Raw genomic sequence first — 20,626 nt, 5'->3', positions numbered from 1 at the left:
ACATTCGCTGTTGTTTGCTATGCTCCAGCTACCCTGGCGCTTCGCTTAACGTCAAACTCAGCATTTAATGCTTAAACAGGCGCAGCTCCGTCCCCGTTGACAACCGAATTGCGGAGGAAAACCAGCGGTAGCAATGATATAATCATCCAAGAGCCAGTAGGAGAAACAGATTGGCATGAAAGTAAAATACCTGATCTATTTCTTCACCTTTGCCATCATGCTGTCTTTTGCGGTTTTTATCGCCAATGGGCTGATAAAGGCCCAGGCCAGTTATGACCGAAGTCTGGAAAACCTGTATAAAATCAGCAGAACCAAAGAAGTGGCCGAGGCCTTTCAGGCTACGCTGCTGGCACACCGGTTAAAAAGATTAGGCCTGGCGGATAAATCCGTGACCCAAGCCCAATGGCAACAGGCCGATAAACAGGCGCGTGAAAAAATCGCGATTGTTAAATCCAATGTTGACGCCGATCTCGCCCTGCGTCTGGGCATTCGGCAAAAGATTGCCATACTGTCCATGCTCGATTGGATGGAAAGGCTACTGGATAACGATTCACGCCAGGTCACGCAAGTCGACACTGCCAACAGCAATCTGTTCAATATCAACAGCGCCTATTATATCGTCCAGACCACCAAAGCCTTCTACCGCTATACCTATGACACCCGGCTGATCAATGCGGACTCATTTCTGTTTTTGGAGGCTGTTCGCCTTAATAATCGGCTGAATATGTCGCTGACCGAACTGATCGATCAGATTATCGACGTCAATCTCAGCAGCCTGGAACGCAAGAATGCTTATCTGAAGGCCATCCAATTGACCGGGGTATTCACCCCGCTCGGTACCCGTTTGGCGTTCTTAAAGCTGGCCTATAACGATCCGCAGATTGCCGAACTGGTGGATGAGATACTGCGTAACATCTCCAACAACCGGATCAGCAGCATTTCAGACGGGCTATATCAAGCCATTACCCACAATACCGTCTATGACATCAACCTGATCGCCAGCTATATCGAGGAGATGGACAAGCTTTCCCAAAGACTCTATGAGCGCAGCTTTGAGCTGGAGATGGCCGCTTCCGAAGCAAAAAAGTATGATAGCCAGACGGCCATCTACGGCATGATTTCTCTGAGTGGGCTGATTGCCCTGTTCATCCTGCTGCCTTCCATGATCTTCTGTTCCAACATTACCCGCTGGCTGACCAAAACGCATAAAAATATTCTGCGCCTGTCACAAGGCGATACGAATATTGATGACAACGACGCTTTTTACAGCAAAGAGCTGATCGCCATCAGTGATGCCATCACCCAGCTCAAACAATACAATCAGGTCAAACTCGCGCTGGAAAACGAAAAGCAACAGCTAATCAAAGAGCTGGAAGTCTCGTCATTCTTCGATCCGTTGACCAACATTTATAACCGCCGCAAATTTTTCCTTGAGTGTGAGATGCTCGCCCAGAGTAGCTATCCGCTGGCGTTCTGTCTGATCGATATCGATAACTTCAAGCGTCTTAACGATACCTATGGCCACGATGTCGGCGACCGAGTGCTGGTGATGTTCGCCCAGTCGTTAAGTAACACCTTCCGTTCCAGCGATATCTTTTGCCGCTATGGCGGTGAGGAGTTTGCCCTGCTGCTCGGCCACTGTTCCCTGGAAAATGCCCGCAGCATGATGGAAGCGCTGCGTGAGCAAACCCAACAGATGTGCCTGGAGTTGCTCAATGGAAAACGAGTGCGCTTTACCATCAGCTGTGGCATCGCTGCCGTAGGCAACCTGGCAGAACTGCATCCAGCCATCAAACAGGCCGACGAAGCGCTCTATTTTTGTAAGAAGAGCGGGCGCAATCGGGTCAGTATTTATACGCCAACCGGTTTTATCTGAATCGGTGTTTAAAATAATTAACCTCATAATTTTTATGAGTAAATCAACTAAGCCATTCAGTTTATTGGATTAAATGGCTTTTTCTGTCTGAGGCTGTGCCCCCGGTAAAATAAAGGCACGTTTTATCCTCGACCCGTTCAGGCCATTTGTGGTGTGATGAGGCTTCAATAACAGGATAATCCGGGTATACTCCCCCCACTTTTTTGATTATCCGGATTTGGACACGCGCCTGACGAGGATGCTGTAACGCGATATGACTCTATACGCTTCCCCGATTTTGACTTCACTGCTTGATACTGACGCCTACAAGCTTCATATGCAGCAAGCAGTGTTCCATCGCTACCCCGCAATTACCGTTGCGGCGGAGTTTCGTTGCCGTGGCGACGAACTGCTGGGCGAATATGCCGACGAGATCCGCGCGCAGGTTGCCATGATGAGCGAGTTGGCGCTAACCGAAGCCGAACACCGCTATCTCTCCAGCCTGCCTTTCTTCCATCAGGATTACCTGAACTGGCTGCGGGAGTTTCGCTACGATCCGCAACAGGTCAGCATTAGCAATCACGACGGCAAATTGCATATCCGCATCGCTGGCCCCTGGCGCGAAGTGATTATGTGGGAAGTGCCGTTGTTGGCGGTGATCAGTGAAGTAGTGCACCGCCACCGTTCGCCACAGGCCACGCCAGAGATGGCAATTAGCCAGTTGCGCCAGAACCTGGCGCAGTTCAAGCAACTGAGCAGGGATATTGATATCTCACGCTTCAAGCTGATGGACTTTGGTAGCCGTCGCCGCTTCTCCCGCGAGGTGCAACAGGCCATTGTCAGCACGTTGAAAAACGAATTCCCCTATCTGGTTGGCACCAGTAACTACGATTTGGCGCATCGGCTGGATCTGATCCCGGTAGGCACGCAAGCCCATGAGTGGTTCCAGGCTCATCAACAGATTAGCCCGGTGCTGGCCAACAGCCAACGTGCCGCCTTGCAGGCCTGGCTGGATGAATATCCCGATCAGCTCGGCATTGCGCTTACCGACTGTATCACCATGGATGCGTTTCTGCGTGATTTCGGCAAACAGTTTGCCCAGCGTTATCAAGGGTTGCGCCACGACTCTGGCGACCCGATCGAATGGGGTGAAAAAGCCATTGCCCATTACCAGCAATTGGGCATCGATCCCATGAGCAAGACGCTGGTGTTTTCAGACAATCTGGATCTGGATAAGGCGTTGGCACTGTATCGCCACTTTGATCGGCGCATCAACCTGGCATTCGGTATCGGTACGCGTCTGACCTGCAATATCCCCGGCGTCAAGCCGCTGAATATTGTGATCAAGCTGGTCGAGTGTAAAGGCAAGCCGGTGGCCAAACTGTCCGATAGCCCAGGCAAAACCATCTGCCAGGACCCCGCGTTTGTCAAAGCGCTGCGCAAAGCCTTCGATCTGCCGCTGGTGAAGAAAGCCAGTTAGGGTGCCCCCTCTCTCCAACCCTCTCCCACTGGGAGAGGGTACTTTACGGAGGAGCATTAAGGAACAGGAGCCAACCGGTGATACAAACCGTGTGGCATTTCTCACCAGCGATCCCTCTCTTCCTTTATATACCCCCTGTTTTTTTACCCCACCGCGATAAATGTTGTCCCATTCTGATGATTTCTACTTGTGCTCTGCAACGCGGCAAGTAACATAGCAATATCCCCAAATTCTTGGGTTGTTAGCCTATTTCTGAAAAACTTATAAGAGAGAAATCTATGAGCGTAGTGCCTGTAGTCGACGTACTGCAAGGTCGTGCTGCGGTTGACAGTGAAGTCACCGTGCGCGGTTGGGTACGTACCCGGAGAGATTCTAAAGCTGGTATCTCCTTCCTCGCCGTTTATGACGGCTCCTGCTTTAATCCGTTACAGGCCGTCGTTAATGATTCTCTGCCGAATTATCAGGACGAAGTGCTACGCCTGACTACCGGCTGTTCCATTGAGGTGACCGGTACCGTGGTGCCATCGCCGGGTGAAGGCCAGAGCTTCGAACTGCAAGCCACGGCCATCAAGGTGGTCGGTTGGGTTGACGATCCAGACACCTATCCAATGGCGGCCAAACGCCACAGCATCGAATACCTGCGCGAAGTTGCCCACCTGCGCCCACGCACCAACCTGATTGGCGCGGTTGCCCGCGTTCGCCACACCTTGGCACAGGCAATCCACCGCTACTTCCACGAGAACGGTTATTTCTGGGTTTCAACCCCGCTAATCACCGCCTCTGATACCGAAGGTGCCGGTGAAATGTTCCGCGTTTCCACGCTGGATATGGAAAACCTGCCACGCACCGATAAAGGTGCGGTCGATTTCAGCCAGGATTTCTTCGGTAAAGAAGCCTTCCTGACCGTATCCGGCCAGTTGAACGGCGAAACCTACGCCTGTGCGCTGTCAAAAATTTATACCTTTGGCCCCACCTTCCGTGCCGAGAACTCGAACACCAGCCGTCACCTGGCGGAATTCTGGATGATTGAACCGGAAGTCGCCTTTGCTACCCTGGACGACGTTGCCGGGCTGGCCGAAAGCATGCTGAAGTATGTCTTCCAGGCGGTGCTGGATGAACGTGCCGACGATCTGCAATTCTTTGCTGAGCGGGTAGATAAAGACGCTATTGACCGTCTGAAGCGCTTTGTCTCCTCCGATTTCGCCCAGGTGGACTACACCGAGGCGGTCGAGATCCTGATTGCTTCGGGCCAGACCTTCGAAAACCCGGTTTCCTGGGGTATCGATCTGTCATCTGAACACGAACGCTACCTGGCCGAACAACACTTCAAGGCTCCGGTAGTTGTGAAAAACTACCCGAAAGATATCAAAGCCTTCTATATGCGCATGAACGAAGATGGCAAAACCGTCGCGGCAATGGACGTGCTAGCGCCGGGCATTGGTGAAATCATCGGTGGTTCACAGCGTGAAGAACGTCTGGATGTGCTGGATCAGCGTCTGGCAGAGATGGGCCTCAATAAAGAAGATTATTGGTGGTATCGTGACCTGCGCCGCTATGGCACCGTGCCACATTCTGGTTTTGGCTTAGGTTTTGAGCGTTTAATCGCCTATGTCACCGGGGTGCAGAACGTCCGTGACGTGATCCCGTTCCCAAGAACGCCACGTAACGCCAGCTTCTAAGTGATAAAAATCAGCATAATTTAAACATTTTTTTTACATAATAAAGGCCAGCTTAGCTGGCCTTTCGCATTTTTGATTATTGACCTACATCACAAAGTTCCCCAAAATACACAAATTGTTACACATCGTTTCTTTCTGAAACCAGATTGCGACATTGGTAGCATTTTCGTTCTAGATAAACCTGCCCGTGAATGGAACACTGCGTGCAGACACAGGACGACACCAATCTATCAACAATAGTTCCAAAAGAATTATTGGCGGCAGTGGCAAGGTGTCCGAATAAAACCAATGAGGGTAATAATGATGATGAAGCGCAACATTCTTGCAGTAGTGATCCCAGCTCTGTTAGCAGCTGGTGCAGCCAACGCAGCTGAGATCTACAACAAAGACGGCAACAAACTGGATCTGTACGGTAAAGTTGACGGTCTGCACTACTTCTCTAACGACAAAGAGAACGATGGCGACAAGTCATACGTTCGTTTTGGCTTCAAAGGTGAAACCCAGATTACTGACCAACTGACCGGTTACGGCCAGTGGGAATACAACGTGCAAGCTAACCACGCCGAGTCTGCTGGTACCGAAGGTACTAAGACTCGTCTGGGCTTCGCAGGTCTGAAATTTGCTGAATTCGGTTCATTCGACTACGGCCGTAACTACGGCGTAGTGTATGACGTTGAAGGCTGGACCGATATGTTGCCAGAATTCGGTGGCGATACTTACACCTATACCGACAACTTCATGACCGGCCGTGCAAACGGTGTTGCTACTTACCGTAACAACAACTTCTTCGGTATGGTTGATGGCCTGAACTTCGCTCTGCAGTATCAAGGCAAGAACGAATATGATCGTACAGGCGACCTGAAAAAACAAAACGGTGACGGCTTCGGTCTGTCTTCTACCTATGCGATCCTGGATACCGGTATCAGTGTAGGTGCAGCTTACTCTGCATCTGACCGTACTGATTACCAGACTGGCCGTCGTGGCCCAGGTACTACTGCTACTGGCGATACCGCTGAAGCCTGGACCGTTGGTGCTAAATACGACGCGAACAACGTCTACCTGGCAACCATGTATGCAGAAACTCGCAACATGACTCCATACGGCAACTCAGATTTCACCGTTGCTAACAAAACTCAGAACTTTGAAGTGGTAGCACAGTACCAGTTCGATTTCGGCCTGCGTCCATCTATCGCTTACCTGCAGTCTAAGGGTAAGAACCTGACTGGTACTACTGGCAGCGACAACGATCTGGTTAAATACATTGATGTAGGTACTACTTACTACTTCAACAAAAACATGTCTACCTACGTTGATTACAAAATCAACCTGCTGGACGAAAACGACTTCACTCGTGCTAACGGCATCGCTACTGACAACATCGTAGCTACCGGTCTGGTTTACCAGTTCTAAGTTGTTGCACTTGATGACGGCTCGCCGTCAGTTAAGTTAAAAAAACAGGGCTTCGGCCCTGTTTTTGTTTTTAGCGCTTTGCGCCATTTTTTATTCTGCCAACCCGCCCTTCCCCGTCATTTTTTGTGCTGAATCTGCCGCCGTCACAAGATCGAGGTGTTTTTCTCGCAAACGGTTGGCAAAGACGATAACTGGCGCTACCCTGATGTTTCTGTCTGCTTAACTCTAGGCCATGGAAGCATCTGACATGTTTGAAAAAATCACCGCTGCACCTGCCGATCCGATTCTGGGTCTGACCGACATTTTCCGCGCCGACAAGCGTGAGAATAAAATCAACCTGGGTATTGGCGTCTATAAAGACGAAACTGGCAAAACGCCGGTGCTGACCAGCGTCAAGAAAGCTGAGCAGTATCTGCTGGAAAATGAGACCACCAAAAACTATCTGGGTATTGAAGGTATTCCTGAATTTGCCAGCTGCACGCAAGAGCTGCTGTTCGGCAAGCAGAGCCCAATCATAGCCGACAAGCGTGCCCGTACCGCACAAACTCCTGGTGGTACCGGTGCTCTACGTGTCGCAGCCGATTTTATCGCCAACCAGACCAACGCCAAACGTATCTGGGTCAGCAATCCAAGCTGGCCAAACCATAAAAACGTCTTTGGTGCCGTTGGCCTGGAAGTGTTGGAATACAACTATTACGACGCCGCCAACCATGCGCTGGACTTCGACGGTCTGCTCACCAGCCTGAACCAGGCTCAGGCCGGCGACGTAGTGCTGTTCCACGGCTGCTGCCACAACCCTACCGGTATCGATCCAACCGAAGCACAATGGGCTCAGTTGGCTGAACTGTCCGTAGCCAAGGGCTGGTTGCCGCTGTTCGACTTCGCTTACCAAGGCTTTGCCAAGGGCCTGGAGGAAGATGCACAGGGTCTGCGTATCTTTGCTGCCAAACATCAGGAACTGATCGTTGCCAGCTCCTACTCGAAGAACTTCGGCCTGTATAACGAGCGTGTCGGTGCCTGCACCGTGGTAGCTGCCGATGCAGAAACCGCCGAGCGCGCCTTCAGCCAGGTTAAAGCCGCGATCCGTGCCAACTACTCGAACCCGCCGTCACACGGTGCGGCCGTAGTTGCTACCATCTTGGGTAACCCGGCGCTGCGCGCCATTTGGGAACAAGAGCTGACTGACATGCGCCAGCGCATTCACCGTATGCGCCAGCTGTTCGTTAATACCCTGCAGGAAAAAGGGGCGGAGCAGGATTTCAGCTTCATCATCAACCAGAACGGCATGTTCTCTTTCAGCGGCCTGACCAAAGAGCAGGTTCTGCGTCTGCGTGATGAATTTGGCGTGTATGCCGTTAACTCCGGCCGCGTTAACGTGGCGGGGATGACGCCGGACAATATGGCGCCGCTGTGCGAAGCCATCGTTGCCGTGCTGTAAGCAGTTTTGGCATTGAAAAAGGGGCGCATTTGCGCCCCTTTGTTATTTATCGGGAAGTACCCTTACCAGATGGCCGGTTCTTCGCGCAGGAACGGGTTGGTTTGACGTTCATGGCCAAAGGTAGACATTGGGCCATGTCCTGGAATAAACGCCATATCGTCGCCCTGAGGCAGTAATTTGCTGCGGATTGAAGCGATTAGCGCCTGATGGTCACCGCGCGGGAAATCGCTGCGGCCAACGCCACCGTTGAACAACACGTCACCCACCAATGCCAAACGCGCCTGTTCGTTGATAAAAACGATATGACCAGGCGTATGACCAGGGCAATGCAGTACGTTCAGCGACATTTCGCCCACCTGCACTTTATCCCCCTCTTCCAGCCATTTGGTCGGCGTTAGAGCGGCGCATTCATCCAGGCCAAACATACGGCTCTGTGCTGGCAAACCTTCAAGCCAGAAGGCATCTTCCTTATCCGGCCCATAGATTGGCACCTGATAATGCTCGGCCATTTCTGCCGCCGCGCCTACATGATCGAGATGGCCGTGCGTCAGTAAAATCTGGTTGACCTGCACGCCCTTTTCGGCAATGGCGGCCTTCAGTTTTTCCGGATCGCCACCAGGATCGACCAACGCCGCCTGTTTGGTCACGTCGCACCAGATGAGCGTACAGTTCTGACTGAACGCCGTAACGGGGATAATATGGTATTTCATAAAGCTCCAACGACAACGGCACCACGCCCAAGGGGCGGGTGCCATTCAGCGATCATGATGCACAATGATTACCAGGTCCGCACCGGGCCGGTATCGATGTGCACAAAGTTACTACGTGGATAATAGCCAACCCCGCCGGCGCGCATTTTTAACGCTGCCTTACGGATATTACTCAGCTGGATCCCTTCGATATGGAAATCCATCGCCTGGCCTTTGGTGTGGTAGCTCTGCTTGGCCACGCCACGGCTGTGCTCACGCATTTCGGTATTGGTCGCCATTGAACGGTAGCCGGAGATCAGCTGTACCGGTTTGCTGGTACCCAGCATCACCTGTAGGCGATAGAGATGATCAAACAGAGCCGGATCGATGCTCTTGACCTTGTTGGCCCGATAGTCACGGAAGATATGGTTCAGGCGCGCCAATTCTTCTTTATTGTAACCTTTACCGTTGAAGAACTCGGCCTTGATGGATTCGCCGGTATTGAGGTTGTTCAACAACAGAATACGTGGGCGAGAGGTAGAAAGACTGGCAAACGCCTGCCCAGGAAGCAGTGCGATACCCACGGCGGCGCTACCTAACGCCAGCCATTTACGGCGATGATGATCAATTTTGTCCATGACTCTTTAAACTCGGCAAGAATGTCAAAATATATGCACAAAACTGCGCACTGCCCGAACCATAACCGCCAGCGTATGCGGAGTCAACCCGCGATACGCTGTGGTTTACCAGTGCTCACAAAAAACAGAGCCTGCTACTGGCCAGACATTCAGACCGTTATTTATCTAGAATTACTGCATTTATTGCATCAATTTTTCGGCCTGAGCCAAAATTTGTGCACCCGATCTCACTGTCGCATCATAATTGTAAATATCTGTGCGGAACTGTGGCTTACCATCATCAGAGACCCAGGCCGTCAGGTAATACAGCTGCACGGGGATATTCTGGCGGATGTTCACATACGTCGTATTACCGCCTTTCAGCGTAGAGGAAACACGCGCGTTGTTCCAACCGGCATCCTGCAGCAACATATTGGCCAAATCGGAAGCCTTGTTAACGCGCACACAGCCAGAGCTTAACGCCCGGATATCCTTCTGGAACAGACCGTGGTTCGGGGTGTCATGCAGATAGATGGCATCCGAGCTCGGCATATTGAACTTGAAACGCCCTAACGAGTTGCTGGTCCCCGGCGCCTGCTGGATGCGGTAAGGGAAGTTGCGTGGTGAAACCACACTCCAGTCAATCATTGCCGGATCGATCACTTGCGCATCGTTGCTCCAGCCAGAGAATACACGGTAGCCGTGTTTCTGGAAGTAGCTGGCATCATGCATGGCCTTGGGCACGATATCTTCACGGATCAGCTTGGTTGGCACGTTCCACGGCGGGTTGACCACCACGTTATTCAGTGCGCTGCTCATCAATGGCGTTTTGCGGCTCGGACGGCCAACAATCACCCGCGAAGATAACACTTCATTACCATTCAGATAGTAGGTGAGCGAGTAGTTCGGGATGTTGACCATAATGCCGGTATCAACGTGCCCTGGCAGAATGCGCAGGCGCTGGATATTCAACGCCAGCAGTGAAGCACGAGTTTGTGGCGAAACGTTCAGCCATTCACGCGTCCGGGCACCGATGACGCCATCAGGCGTCAGCCCTTGCCAGGTTTGGAAACGTTTGACTCCTTCCACCAAATCTTCTGTGTAACGATTATCCGTTACCGAAACCGGACTGGCAGGTTGTACCTGCGCGGTCGCTTCTGGAGAGGGAGCGAGATCTTTGATCGATGCCGCGCCCGGGCTAACAACAGCCACTGCGGTAGCACGATCCTTCTCTTCATCCACCGACAGATCGTCATCCGCCGCCGGGGTCGTCGCGCTGGCGTTGGTAACTTGAGCCTCAGGCGAAGCAGATGCTACCGCCGGAGTGGCGATTAGCATTCCGGTACGCGCCAGAATCTCGCGCAGTGCGGGAATATCGTCGCTGAGCTGACCTGGACGCAGGCTTGCGCCATTGGTCATTTGTGGCCACGGGCGCCCAGCCGCCAGCATTTCGCGTAGCGCCAAATGCATTTTGGCGTACTGAGGATGCTGCGGGGCCAACGAATTAATATACGCCAGCGTTTTGCCCTGATGTATCGAGAGCTGCCACTGGTTGATCACCGTATTCGCTGGTACCTTCAGCTTGTAAGGAACATTGCTGTACAGCCAGTTGTTGCCGTTGGCCCCGATTGAGGAGACAAACTGCAAATAACCCAGCATCGCATCCGACAGCACAATATCACGTGCCATATCGGTGATAAGCGGATCGGTCAGCAGTTTTACCCATTGAGTAAACTGCGGCTGTACGCCAGAAATTGCCAACTCAGCCAGTTGCTGCTGAAATTGCTGTACCGCTTCCCGATCTTGCCACATAGGCTGCATCTGGTTGGCAGCGTACAGCGGTGCCAAAGTGGAGAGATAATACGGCACAACGCTTTTCGGCAATGCCGCCAGTAGTTCGGCACGACTTTGTGCCACGGACATTCCCGATGACGATGACGCCACCGGTAACGCCGGAACGGTTGCCCATGCGGAAAACGACACGGCAAAACCACACGCTATTGCGCAACTCAATGCCAGACGTCGTACTGAGTTTCCATTTTTAAGCAACATCCCTTGCCCCCTGTAGGCTCACAAAAATACCGCACAGACTATTATTAGTTTCAGTATACAAACAGAACGGCGCTTTTGCTCTCGGCGCCGTGAATAACCGTTTAATCCCAGCTTACCACTGGCAAAAAAACACGCCTATCATCCTCGCCATGTAAAAAAATAGCCACCTTCAGGCGGCTATTTTCAGATTTATAGTGCACTTTTTTAACTTTGTGGCGTTTATTCCGACACCGAGTCTAAAGCCGGTTGTTCACTGGCGAACCCACGCAGGCCAACCACGTGCACATGCTCATGGTTCTGGAACACCTTACGCACCAGTTTATAAGTAGTCCCTTTTTCCGGGCTGATGTTTTCTGGCGCGGCGATAATCAACTGCATCTCCAGACGATCGCACAGCTCAAACAGCGTAGCGATGGATTTGGCATCCAGACGCGCGGCTTCATCAAGGAACAGCAGGCGGCAAGGTGAAATATCTTTACCCCGCAGGCGGCGTGATTCCTCTTCCCAGCTCTGCACCACCATCACCAGAATTGACATGCCGGTACCGATCGCTTCCCCGGTAGACAACGCGCCACTTTCTGCACGCAGCCAGCCGTCGGAGCCACGGAAGACTTCCACTTCCAGCTCCAGATAGTTACGGTAATCCAGCAGCTCTTCACCAATGGTTTGTGGCGTACGCTGGCCCATATCGATCTGCGGGTTCAGGCGCTGATACAGCTTGGCCAACGCTTCCGAGAAGGTCAGACGGTTGCTGTTAAACAGATCCTGATGCTGTTCCTGCTGCTCGGAGAGCACATCCAGCAAGGTGGCATGTGCTTCCCGTACGTTGACGTTCAAGCGCACACTCTTCACCTGACCGAAGGAAACCGCTTGCAGCCCCTGGTTGAGCATCCGGATACGGTTCTGCTCGCGCTGAATGGTCTTGCGGATAATGTTCGCCACGCTCTTCGAACTGATCGCCAGTTTCTGTTCGCGCGCGGTCAGCTCTTCGGTCAGACGGCCCAGCTCGATCTCCATTTGTTCGATAGCTTCGACCGGATCGTCAGTGCGGATAATATCCTGGCGGATACGCTCGCGCAGATGCTGATAGACCGCGATAAAGAACTGGATCTTGCGCTCTGGCCGTTTCGGATCTTCCGACAGGCGCAGCACATCACGCAGATGTTCGTTATCTGCCACCGCCAGACGCAGCGCACCCAATGCCTTATCCGACATCGAACGCAGCTCGTCACCGTCCATATAGGCCAGTTCACGACGGTGCAGACGGCGTTCAACCCCGTTGTCTTTCACCAGACGCATCACGGCACACCAGCCCGCCTTGGCCGTCACCACTTGCTCACGCAGTTGGTAATAATCACGCTCCATCTTGCGCAGTCTCTTTTGCAGGCTGTCCATTTCCGCTTCGCAGAAGGTCAGCTGCTTCTCCAACTGGTTACGGCGGTTACGGTTATTACTCAGCGAGGCATGTAATTCGTCCCGGCGCTGCCGCGCGCGGGCTTCGGCATTGGCATCGGCCTGCACGCCAATGTCCACCAGTTCCTGGCTCAGCTCTTTAAGCATGTCGCGTTTGGCGTCATAAGAGCTTTTCAGCGAGGCCAGCACCTGGCTGTATTGCGTAAACTGGGTCTGATACTGGCGCAGTTGCTCGCGGGCGCGGGTACGTTCCGCTTCCGCATGTTCCAGGCGTTGACGCAGTTTATCGTTGAGATCGTTATCAGCATTCTGCATACCGGCAGAGTCGGTATAGCTGAAGTGCGCGCGGCGCTGTACCACTTCCGTCAGGGCAAAGGCTTGCTGTTTGGCCTGACGTTGGGTGGCCTGGGCCTGTACATAGTCCTGCTGTAGCTGCTCATGCTGCTCCGGATCGCTTTGCAGCACCGACAACATGGGCTCCAGCTTGGCCAAGGAAACGCCGTGCTGTTGGATATAGCGCGCAGCATCCTGCGCCTCTTCCATTTCCTCACGGATCTCTTCGACACGATCCTGCAAGGTTTCATCATTCAACAGTGAGACCAGCGGCATCAGGCGGTTGAGCGCAGAAATGCCCTCTTTTGCCTGATCGTATTGCTGACGCTGCTGTTGGTTCTGCGCTTCGTGGTTATTGAGCGCACGCTCAATTTCACCCCGCCGGCTGTTCAGAGCACGGATATCCGCTTCAGGATCCGCGTCAAACGCCACGGCGAGGTGTGAACCGATAAAGCGGCTGAACGCCTGGTGAGAACGCTGGGTTTTCTGCACGTCAAATGACAAGGTAGCGTAGCGTTCGGCCAATGAGTCACGTTCTGCGTACAGCACTTCCAGGCGATTTTCCCGGGCAGCACGGCCAAATAGCGGCACCTCAGGGTAGCGCGAGTAACGCCACTGGCGATCGGCAATTTTCACTACCACCGCTTTTTCTTGCTCTTCGACGGCGAACACACTGTCGTCAAACGACTGCGGATCCCCTTCGATCAGGTAGAGATCTTCCGGGCAATCTTCCAACCCTTCCAGCATCTCGCGCACCAGAGACAGATCCGGCACCACAATGGCGTGGCGCGACGGGCCGTACAGCGCGGAGAAGTACGGGGCATCGTCAATGGTGACATCGTCATAGATTTCCGACAGCAGCACGCCGCCAAAGCGCTCCGCCAGCGTCACCAGACGCTGATCTTCTGCCCCGCTCGGCTGGCTGAGGCGTTCAACCTGCGCTTCGATTTCGCGCTTGCGGCTGGCCACTTCATCACGTTCAACCGTGGTTTCGCGTTCGCGCTCCAGCAGTTGCTGCATGTATTCGGTAACCTGCTGACCATCTTCGAAGGCTTCACCGCTCTGCTCGCTGAGCTGGGTCAGTGAATCCTGCGCGGCCAACCAAATTGGTGCCCTGGCGGTCAGCTCTTTGATGCGCTGTTGGATCTGCTCCAGCTCCTGGCGCATTTCCATCCGGCGCTCACCGGCTTCGCTGACGCTTTGCGACAACGATTCCAAACGCTCTTCCAGCTCTTGCTGCAAGGCATCAAGTTCATCCGGCTGATAACTCTGCCCGTGACGTTTACAGAACTCCTGCAACAGACGTTCGGCATCCTGCTGCGAGCGCAAGCGCTGCTCCAACTCGCTCAAACGCATCCGCAACGGCTGCACACGCTCAGCCTGATGCTGCTGCGAAGGCCAATCACGCAATAGCTCACGCGCAGTTTGCCAGGCTTCACTGCGGCTGACTTCGCCCGCAATTTTACCCACCAGTTGGTAGGCCTGCTCGAACTGGCTGTGAGCGGCATCCGCCACGCTTAATTTTTGTTCCAACAGCAACAGGGACTCTGTCGCTTCCTGCTCACGCGCCTGGAAGGTATCCAGCCACTCCTCGGCATTTTCGGCGGTCAGTTCCGGCACCTGGCACAGCGCACGAGCGCGTTCAAGAGCCTGAAGTGCCTGCTGATATTGAATGGCGCGGGTTTGCTGCACGTCCAACGCCTGCTGGTAATCGGCGAGCTGGCTTTTCAGCTCATCCACCTCCAGCTCTGCGGCTTCGGCACGCGCTTCGTTTTCCGCCTGCTGCTCGCTCGCTTCGGCGACAACCTCATTCTGTTCTTCCAGACGGTAGGTCAGCTCTTCCAGATCGCCTTCATAGCGTTCGATCTTTTCCTGCTGGCGCATTGCGGTCTGCACCAGATTGAGGTGATCGCTGGCAGCCTGATAATCGGTTTCCAGATCGGATTCGGCACCGCTTTGCTCAGCCAGCTCACGCGCCATTTCAACGTGGCGGAACTGCTCGGCGGCCAGCTGTTTGCGACTGCTCAGCAACTCGTTGCGCAATACCAGCGCCCCATCCAGATGGATACGCCGTTCATTGGCGTGTCGCATGTAGTCTGCGGCAACGTACGAGGTCGCTTCGGAGATCAGATGCTTGAACAGATCGCGGTCCGACTGGGTGACGCGGATCGCTTCCAGCGTCATGCGGTTCTCGCGCAGTGCGGCTTCCATATCCTGGAACGCTTTACGTACACCGCCGTTTTCCGGCAGCAGGTAATCACGTAGAGAGCGGGTGATGGCGCTGGAAATCCCGCCGTACAGCGAGGCTTCGATCAGACGATAGAACTTGCTGCGGTCGGAAGAAGTGCGCAGGCGCTTGGGCAGCACCCCCAGATCAAACATCAAGGCGTGGTAATCGGTGATGGAGTTGAACTGCTTGAACTGCACCCCTTCCATCTCTTCAACACGCTCTTTCAGTTCCTGCAACGAGAGGACTCGAGCCTGGCGCTCACCCACGGTCTCGGTCAGCAGTTCGGTCGGTTGCACCGCCGTTGGCAGCCCCTGAATGGTGAAAGGTTTGATATCGACCTTACGATCGCGCCCCGCAACCTGTTGCAGACGAACCCCGACCACCACACGCTGGTGGCGTGAGTTGACTACGTCCAGCGTTGAGTAGCAGACACCGGCGCGCAATTTACCGTGCAGGCCTTTATCGCGTGAACCGCTGGTGGCACCGGCTTCGGTGGTGTTACGAAAGTGCAGCAGCGTCAGATCCGGGATCAGCGCCGTGACGAAGGCCGCCATGGTGGTGGACTTACCGGCCCCGTTACCGCCCGAAAGCGTGGTGACCAGCTCATCGAGATCAAAGGTTCGGGCAAAGAAACCGTTCCAGTTAACCAGCGTCAGTGAGCGAAATTTACCGCGTTCAATCATTCCTGTTCATCCTCTGCACTGTCCGGGGTGGCTTCTGCCTGCGCATCTTCCGCATCAACGTCATCGTTCAGTGACAGGCTGTTTTCAACCGGCATCGCCTCACCGTCGCGGATCATCCGTAACTGGGCTTCGCGCGGGTCGTCACCGCTACGCACATCGGCACCGAAGCGGAACACCGCCTCGGTAATGCGGAATTTGCTGTTGTCATTGCCCATGAAATACACCATGCCCAGACGGCGCAGGCGATTGAGCGAGGAGCGCACTTTCTCGTGCAGCTTCTGACGATCGAGATCCGAACCGGTGGAGCGCTGGTTGACGAACTTCAGCAGCTTGCTCTCATCCGCCAGGCTCAGCAGCTCATCGTACAGCTCCTGCTGGCTGAAAATGCCTTCGTGCGCCAGGCGTTCGGGGCTCAGGTAGAGGTAGCACAGGATCTTGCCGACCATCATGTCCAGCTCGGAAAGCACCGAGCGTGGAATGAGCGTGGTCGAGCGCGGGCGCAAATAGAAGAACCCTTCCGGCGCCCGTATCAGCTCGACGCTGTAACGGGTATAAAACTCTTCCAGCTCGTCTTGAAAATCCATGAGGAATGCGTGGTTGTCCAATTCATCGATACCGATGTGACGACCTGCGCGCAATTGGCTGTCCAACGCCGGAAACAGCGTATTAGACAATGCCTTGGCCAGCTTGACTGGCATTACTTGTTCAATATTTGTCGATGACATGGGCCTGTACCTTGGCTCCGTAATCATTGATTGCCTGCCACTGCGCGGGCAACCCTGAAAAATCAGCTTCAGCCACACCAAGGCGCACTGCCTGGTCGACCACAATGCGGGCAACGTCAAAGTGACGCACACGCGGATATTGCGCCAGATAATCGCGCATCACTGCCCCTAAATCGAGCGGCATTTTTTGTTCCTGGTAAACCTTCAGTGCCTGTTCGATCATCGCTGCCAGCTGTTCGCGAATTTCGCTGAACTCTTCATATTCCAGATCTGGCGGCAGTTCCCCGGTGACCTCCTCACTGCGTAACGCCAGCTCCTCGTCTCGCATATCGAGCAGACGATCGGCGTTGGCATGGGTCAGCGTCCAAGGGTTATCGAAGTAGTTTTGTACCGATTGGCGCAGGCGTTGGGCGAACACGCGGTTTTTATCCATATCGATGGCGGTACGGATAAACTTGTGCACGTGGCGATCGTAGCCGATCCACAGATCAATCGCCTGTTGGCCCCAACTGATGATGCGATCCAGCTTGCTTTGCAAATCAAACACCAGCTTATCGACAAAGCCCAGCTCCATCTCACCCAGCGTGGCGTCCTGAATGCGCAGCAGGTTGGCCTGGAGTTTATCACCTGCGGCCTCCAGCGTATCCTGAAGTTCACGCAAGGTACCGGAGGTTTCAGACAGCAGCATTTCACAGCTGGAGATCGCCGCTCGCCAATCCTGATTCAGCAGCGCCGCAATATCGGTTTTCACACTCTGCTGCTGTTCATCCATCAGGCGCTGGGTCAGATCGATACTGTCGAAGATCTCTGCTACAGAGTATTTCAACGGAGCAAAGACGTTGCGGTGCCAATGGAAATCATCGCCGCCCTCTTCGGCTGCGTCTGCGGCACGCTTTAACTCTTCCGCCACGATCGATAGCTGCATGGAAAGGCGCAGGGTCGAAAACTCACGCTGGCGGATATAGTAATCGGTTATACCAATACCCAGCGGCGTCAGGCGATAGATGGCATTGCCGTCTGCCAACTCGCTGGTAAAACGGTTCAACAGGCGCTGGCGCACCATGTCGTTAATCGCATTGTTGGCGCGTATCGCCACCGTTTCATGCGTCTGTTCAAACCCTTTGCTGACATGGCGAAATGCATCAACCAGCTCACCTTCGCTCATCTCGCCGTCCAGCCGCTCACCATTTAACGTGGCGATAGCCAGCAAAAACGCAAGACGCTCAGTGGGGAGCGAAATAGAGAAATCATTTTTCCGTGCCCAGGCGACCAGTTCGGGTACTGTCTGGGAAAATTCACTCATAGTTCGTCCTTCAGGTTCGGTTTATGCGCCGAGACGTGAATATAGCGCCCCAAACTCACGTAAGGCTCTTGCCGACAATAAAGCTGTTCAAGCGCCAGTAACTCTTCAAATTTTTGGGTCTGTAGCTGCCTGCTTTGCAGATAATCATGGAAAACCCTCACGCCGGTTTTGCCTGAAATCTGCATGCCCATCTGCTCCAACCAGCCGTAGACCAGCGGTGGGCTGTGTGGATACTGTGGCGACAGCGAGCGCTTGCGACGCCGCCTGACCTCGGGATCCACCAGTTGGAAATTGCCCAACACCACATTACGCATCAACAAACCGTTGGCATTAAAGAACATCAGTGACAGTGCGCCGCCGGGCACCAGGCAATCAAACAACGCCTGTAATGCCACCTGTGGTTCGGCGATCCACTCCAAAACCGCATGAAACAATATCAGATCGACCGGTTGTGCCAAATGCTGACCAATCTCTTGCGCCGAACTTTGTATGAATTGCATGTTCTGGCTCACACCTTTCTGCTCGGCCAGCAACGCAGCGCGTTGGATCATCTCACCAGAAAGATCGCACAACAAGACCTGATGTCCTAATTCTGCCAGTTGGCAGGCCATATGGCCTTCGCCCCCACCAGCATCCAGAATGCGCAGCGGCCGCTGTGGCAACTGGGCCAGCAGCGTGGTCAGATCCTGCCAGACCACCGCCTGACGGATTTTCCCCTTGGTGGTGCCGTAAATATTACGCGCAAACTTCTCGGCAATATCGTCAAAATTGCGATCCTGCATGGACAACGGCTCCGCTGATTTTATCTTGGCCGACGGCAAAGCGCCTGCCCATTCAAACCTGCTATTTTGGCACAGACTGGCTTAGAATAAATCTTCTTGCAGCATGAATGCGGCCAGATGTCGTTTTTTCGCCCAAAAGGACCTGATTTTTGATGTTATTTAACTTAAAAAAATTTATTGGTGGCCTGATGATGCCTCTACCCGCCCTGCTGTTGTTAATGGGGCTGGCATTATTGCTGCTGTGGTTTACCCGTTGGCAGAAAAGCGGCAAAGTCATATTAAGCCTGAGCTGGCTGCTGTTGCTGTTGCTCAGCCTGCAACCGGTCGCCGATCGCCTGTTGAAGCCGTTAGAATCCAGTTACCCGACCTATAGAGGCAACGGCCAGATTGACTATATCGTGGTGCTTGGCGGCGGTTATACCTATAACCCGGACTGGGCTCCCAGCTCTAACCTGCTCAACAACAGCCTGCCACGGGTGACCGAAGGCGTCAGGCTATACCTGTCGCACCCGGGTAGCAAGATGGTCTTTACCGGTGGAAAAGGCGCGAAAACGCAAAGCAGCGCGGCCACCGCAGCACTGGTGGCGGAAAGCCTGGGCGTACCTGCCAACGACATCGTGCTGGTGGACCGCCCGCGGGATACCGAACAGGAAGCCGCAGAGGTCGCCAAATTGGTGGGGAAACAGCCGTTTGCGCTGGTGACATCCGCCAATCACTTGCCACGTGCCATGCGTTTCTTTGAGGCCCAAGGCCTGCACCCAATCCCGGCTCCGGCCAATCAACTGGCCATTACTTCACCGCTGAATATCTGGGATCGGGTAATGCCTTCCGCCATGTTCCTTGGGCACAGCGAACGGGCGGCATATGAAACGCTGGGCAGCCTGTGGCAACAGCTAAAAGGGGATGGTGAGGTCAGCAGCGATTAGTGAGCCAGCCAGGGCCGTAGCTGTTGTGCGGCCTGATCGAACGCCGGGCGATCCAGCTTGCCGGTATGGATCATCCTGGCTACCGCCTCCCACACCACATAAAGCCAACGACGAGACAGGAAGGACTCCGCCACCGGCGCACGCTGTAGGTAGTGGAACAGCAGTTGATCCGGCATCCCCGCCTCGCAAAGCCTGAACAGCTCATATTCCCGTGGCGCCCACAGCATCATGCCTGGGTTGAGCATCGCCAGCAGTTGGTCGGTTTTGGCATCTTTCAGCATGCTGCGCAAGCCCAGATTGCCGTGCACCAGCACGCAAGGGTCGTCAAAATCGGCAAAGAAGTCGATGAGCATTTCGCGCGTGCGGTACAGCAGACGGCGATCTGCCATGCTTAACAGCGGCGAGTTCATATTACCCAGAGTTGACCAAAGTACCTCGATACGCTGATGGTACCAGCTGCACCAGTCATTCTCCTGCGTGCTGTCAACCGTGCCCACGCAGCCGTGGCTGTCGATACGGTGCCAGGCCAGCATGCCGTCGACAATCTGGTCCATCAAGGCTTCCCAACGGGCCAAAGTCCGGGTTGGCGCCTCGACCGACACGCCACGCAGGCGTTCTATCAGCAAAATCTCTTTGTAGGGCGCTTGCCGGGTGTAGACCACGCCAAACACCGTTGGCAGACGAATGTCCCCTTCGCGCGCCAGCATGGATAGCTTGTAAGCTTCCTGCTGGGCAATGCCCTCACAAACGAAGCTTTTCGCCATCAGCGGGATCGCATGATCCTGGTGATCGTACAATGAATACAGATGGGCATAAGGCTGTTCGCTGACGCGTTCCAGACGACCGACGGACTCTCCCAGCACAATACTCAATTCGGCACGCAGCTGCTCCATAGGACGACCCCCTCCAGATTAAGGATAAGCACCTGTCATCATTGAACGGTGAGCGGAGAAATTCTTCAATGCAGATCAATAAAAGGGGGGAATCAGGGAATTGAGATGGCCGGGATCT

14 protein-coding genes are annotated in these 20,626 nt (G+C 54.0%); 6 read left to right on the top strand and 8 right to left on the bottom strand.

Translation table 11 applies throughout. The features are described 5' to 3' along the window. Positions 1-175 precede the first annotated feature (175 nt). The 5 genes from IMQ33_RS02275 to IMQ33_RS02255 all read left to right on the top strand — a co-directional run bounded on the left by IMQ33_RS02275 (position 176) and on the right by IMQ33_RS02255 (position 7,862). On the top strand, positions 176-1,876 hold the full coding sequence (locus IMQ33_RS02275; protein ID WP_098927815.1) for a GGDEF domain-containing protein: 1,701 nt from the start codon (positions 176-178) through the stop codon (positions 1,874-1,876). Positions 1,877-2,129: 253 nt separating this feature from the next. Beyond that, positions 2,130-3,335: a nicotinate phosphoribosyltransferase gene (gene pncB / locus IMQ33_RS02270; RefSeq protein ID WP_196061443.1), complete on the top strand. Its 1,206-nt coding sequence runs from the start codon at positions 2,130-2,132 to the stop codon at positions 3,333-3,335. Between the two features lie 278 nt (positions 3,336-3,613). After that, on the top strand, positions 3,614-5,014 hold the full coding sequence (gene asnS / locus IMQ33_RS02265; protein ID WP_161712269.1) for an asparagine--tRNA ligase: 1,401 nt from the start codon (positions 3,614-3,616) through the stop codon (positions 5,012-5,014). Between the two features lie 303 nt (positions 5,015-5,317). Then, positions 5,318-6,424: a porin OmpC gene (ompC, locus tag IMQ33_RS02260; protein WP_304621656.1), complete on the top strand. Its 1,107-nt coding sequence runs from the start codon at positions 5,318-5,320 to the stop codon at positions 6,422-6,424. Positions 6,425-6,671: 247 nt separating this feature from the next. Next, positions 6,672-7,862 (top strand): amino acid aminotransferase, encoded by a 1,191-nt coding sequence (locus IMQ33_RS02255; RefSeq protein ID WP_098927819.1) that lies wholly within the window; start codon positions 6,672-6,674, stop codon positions 7,860-7,862. A gap of 62 nt (positions 7,863-7,924) precedes the next feature. On the opposite strand, the gene IMQ33_RS02250 is transcribed toward IMQ33_RS02255, so the two are convergent. The 7 genes from IMQ33_RS02250 to cmoM all read right to left on the bottom strand — a co-directional run bounded on the left by IMQ33_RS02250 (position 7,925) and on the right by cmoM (position 18,689). Beyond that, positions 7,925-8,572 (bottom strand): MBL fold metallo-hydrolase, encoded by a 648-nt coding sequence (locus IMQ33_RS02250; RefSeq protein ID WP_196061442.1) that lies wholly within the window; start codon positions 8,570-8,572, stop codon positions 7,925-7,927. 68 nt (positions 8,573-8,640) lie between these two features. Continuing rightward, positions 8,641-9,189 (bottom strand): YcbK family protein, encoded by a 549-nt coding sequence (locus IMQ33_RS02245; RefSeq protein WP_021804901.1) that lies wholly within the window; start codon positions 9,187-9,189, stop codon positions 8,641-8,643. A gap of 180 nt (positions 9,190-9,369) precedes the next feature. Beyond that, positions 9,370-11,220 (bottom strand): L,D-transpeptidase, encoded by a 1,851-nt coding sequence (gene ldtD / locus IMQ33_RS02240; RefSeq protein ID WP_098927823.1) that lies wholly within the window; start codon positions 11,218-11,220, stop codon positions 9,370-9,372. A gap of 219 nt (positions 11,221-11,439) precedes the next feature. After that, positions 11,440-15,879 carry a chromosome partition protein MukB gene (gene mukB, locus IMQ33_RS02235; protein ID WP_196061441.1) on the bottom strand — a complete coding sequence of 1,480 codons (4,440 nt, stop codon included), beginning with the start codon at positions 15,877-15,879 and terminating at the stop codon, positions 11,440-11,442. Further along, a complete protein-coding gene (mukE, locus tag IMQ33_RS02230) occupies positions 15,876-16,604 on the bottom strand; it encodes a chromosome partition protein MukE (protein ID WP_024484592.1) in 729 nt (242 codons plus the stop codon). The genes mukB and mukE overlap by 4 nt, the downstream gene beginning before the upstream one ends. Beyond that, positions 16,585-17,907, bottom strand: a complete 1,323-nt coding sequence (gene mukF, locus IMQ33_RS02225) for a chromosome partition protein MukF (RefSeq protein ID WP_024484593.1) — start codon at positions 17,905-17,907, stop codon at positions 16,585-16,587. Before mukF ends, mukE begins: the two co-directional genes overlap by 20 nt. Beyond that, the gene (gene cmoM / locus IMQ33_RS02220; protein ID WP_024484594.1) at positions 17,904-18,689 is read right to left on the bottom strand and encodes a tRNA uridine 5-oxyacetic acid(34) methyltransferase CmoM; all 786 of its coding nucleotides are present in this window, start codon (positions 18,687-18,689) and stop codon (positions 17,904-17,906) included. Before cmoM ends, mukF begins: the two co-directional genes overlap by 4 nt. A 152-nt stretch (positions 18,690-18,841) precedes the next feature. Between cmoM and elyC the strand changes: the two genes are divergently transcribed. Continuing rightward, positions 18,842-19,615 (top strand): envelope biogenesis factor ElyC, encoded by a 774-nt coding sequence (gene elyC / locus IMQ33_RS02215; protein ID WP_065685320.1) that lies wholly within the window; start codon positions 18,842-18,844, stop codon positions 19,613-19,615. Here the strand turns inward: elyC and IMQ33_RS02210 are convergent. Further along, entirely contained in the window at positions 19,612-20,508 is an 897-nt protein-coding gene (locus IMQ33_RS02210) for a YcbJ family phosphotransferase (protein ID WP_196061440.1), read from the bottom strand. The two genes, elyC and IMQ33_RS02210, sit on opposite strands and share 4 nt — an antisense overlap. Between the last annotated feature and the right edge of the window lie 118 nt (positions 20,509-20,626).

The sequence above is a fragment of the Serratia sp. Res13-Sevr-LER1-36-b genome (assembly GCF_015673035.1).
Lineage (GTDB): Bacteria > Pseudomonadota > Gammaproteobacteria > Enterobacterales > Enterobacteriaceae > Chania > Chania fonticola_C.
The sequence above is the reverse complement of the archived record's forward strand: the minus strand, read 5'-3'. Positions and strand labels throughout refer to the sequence as shown.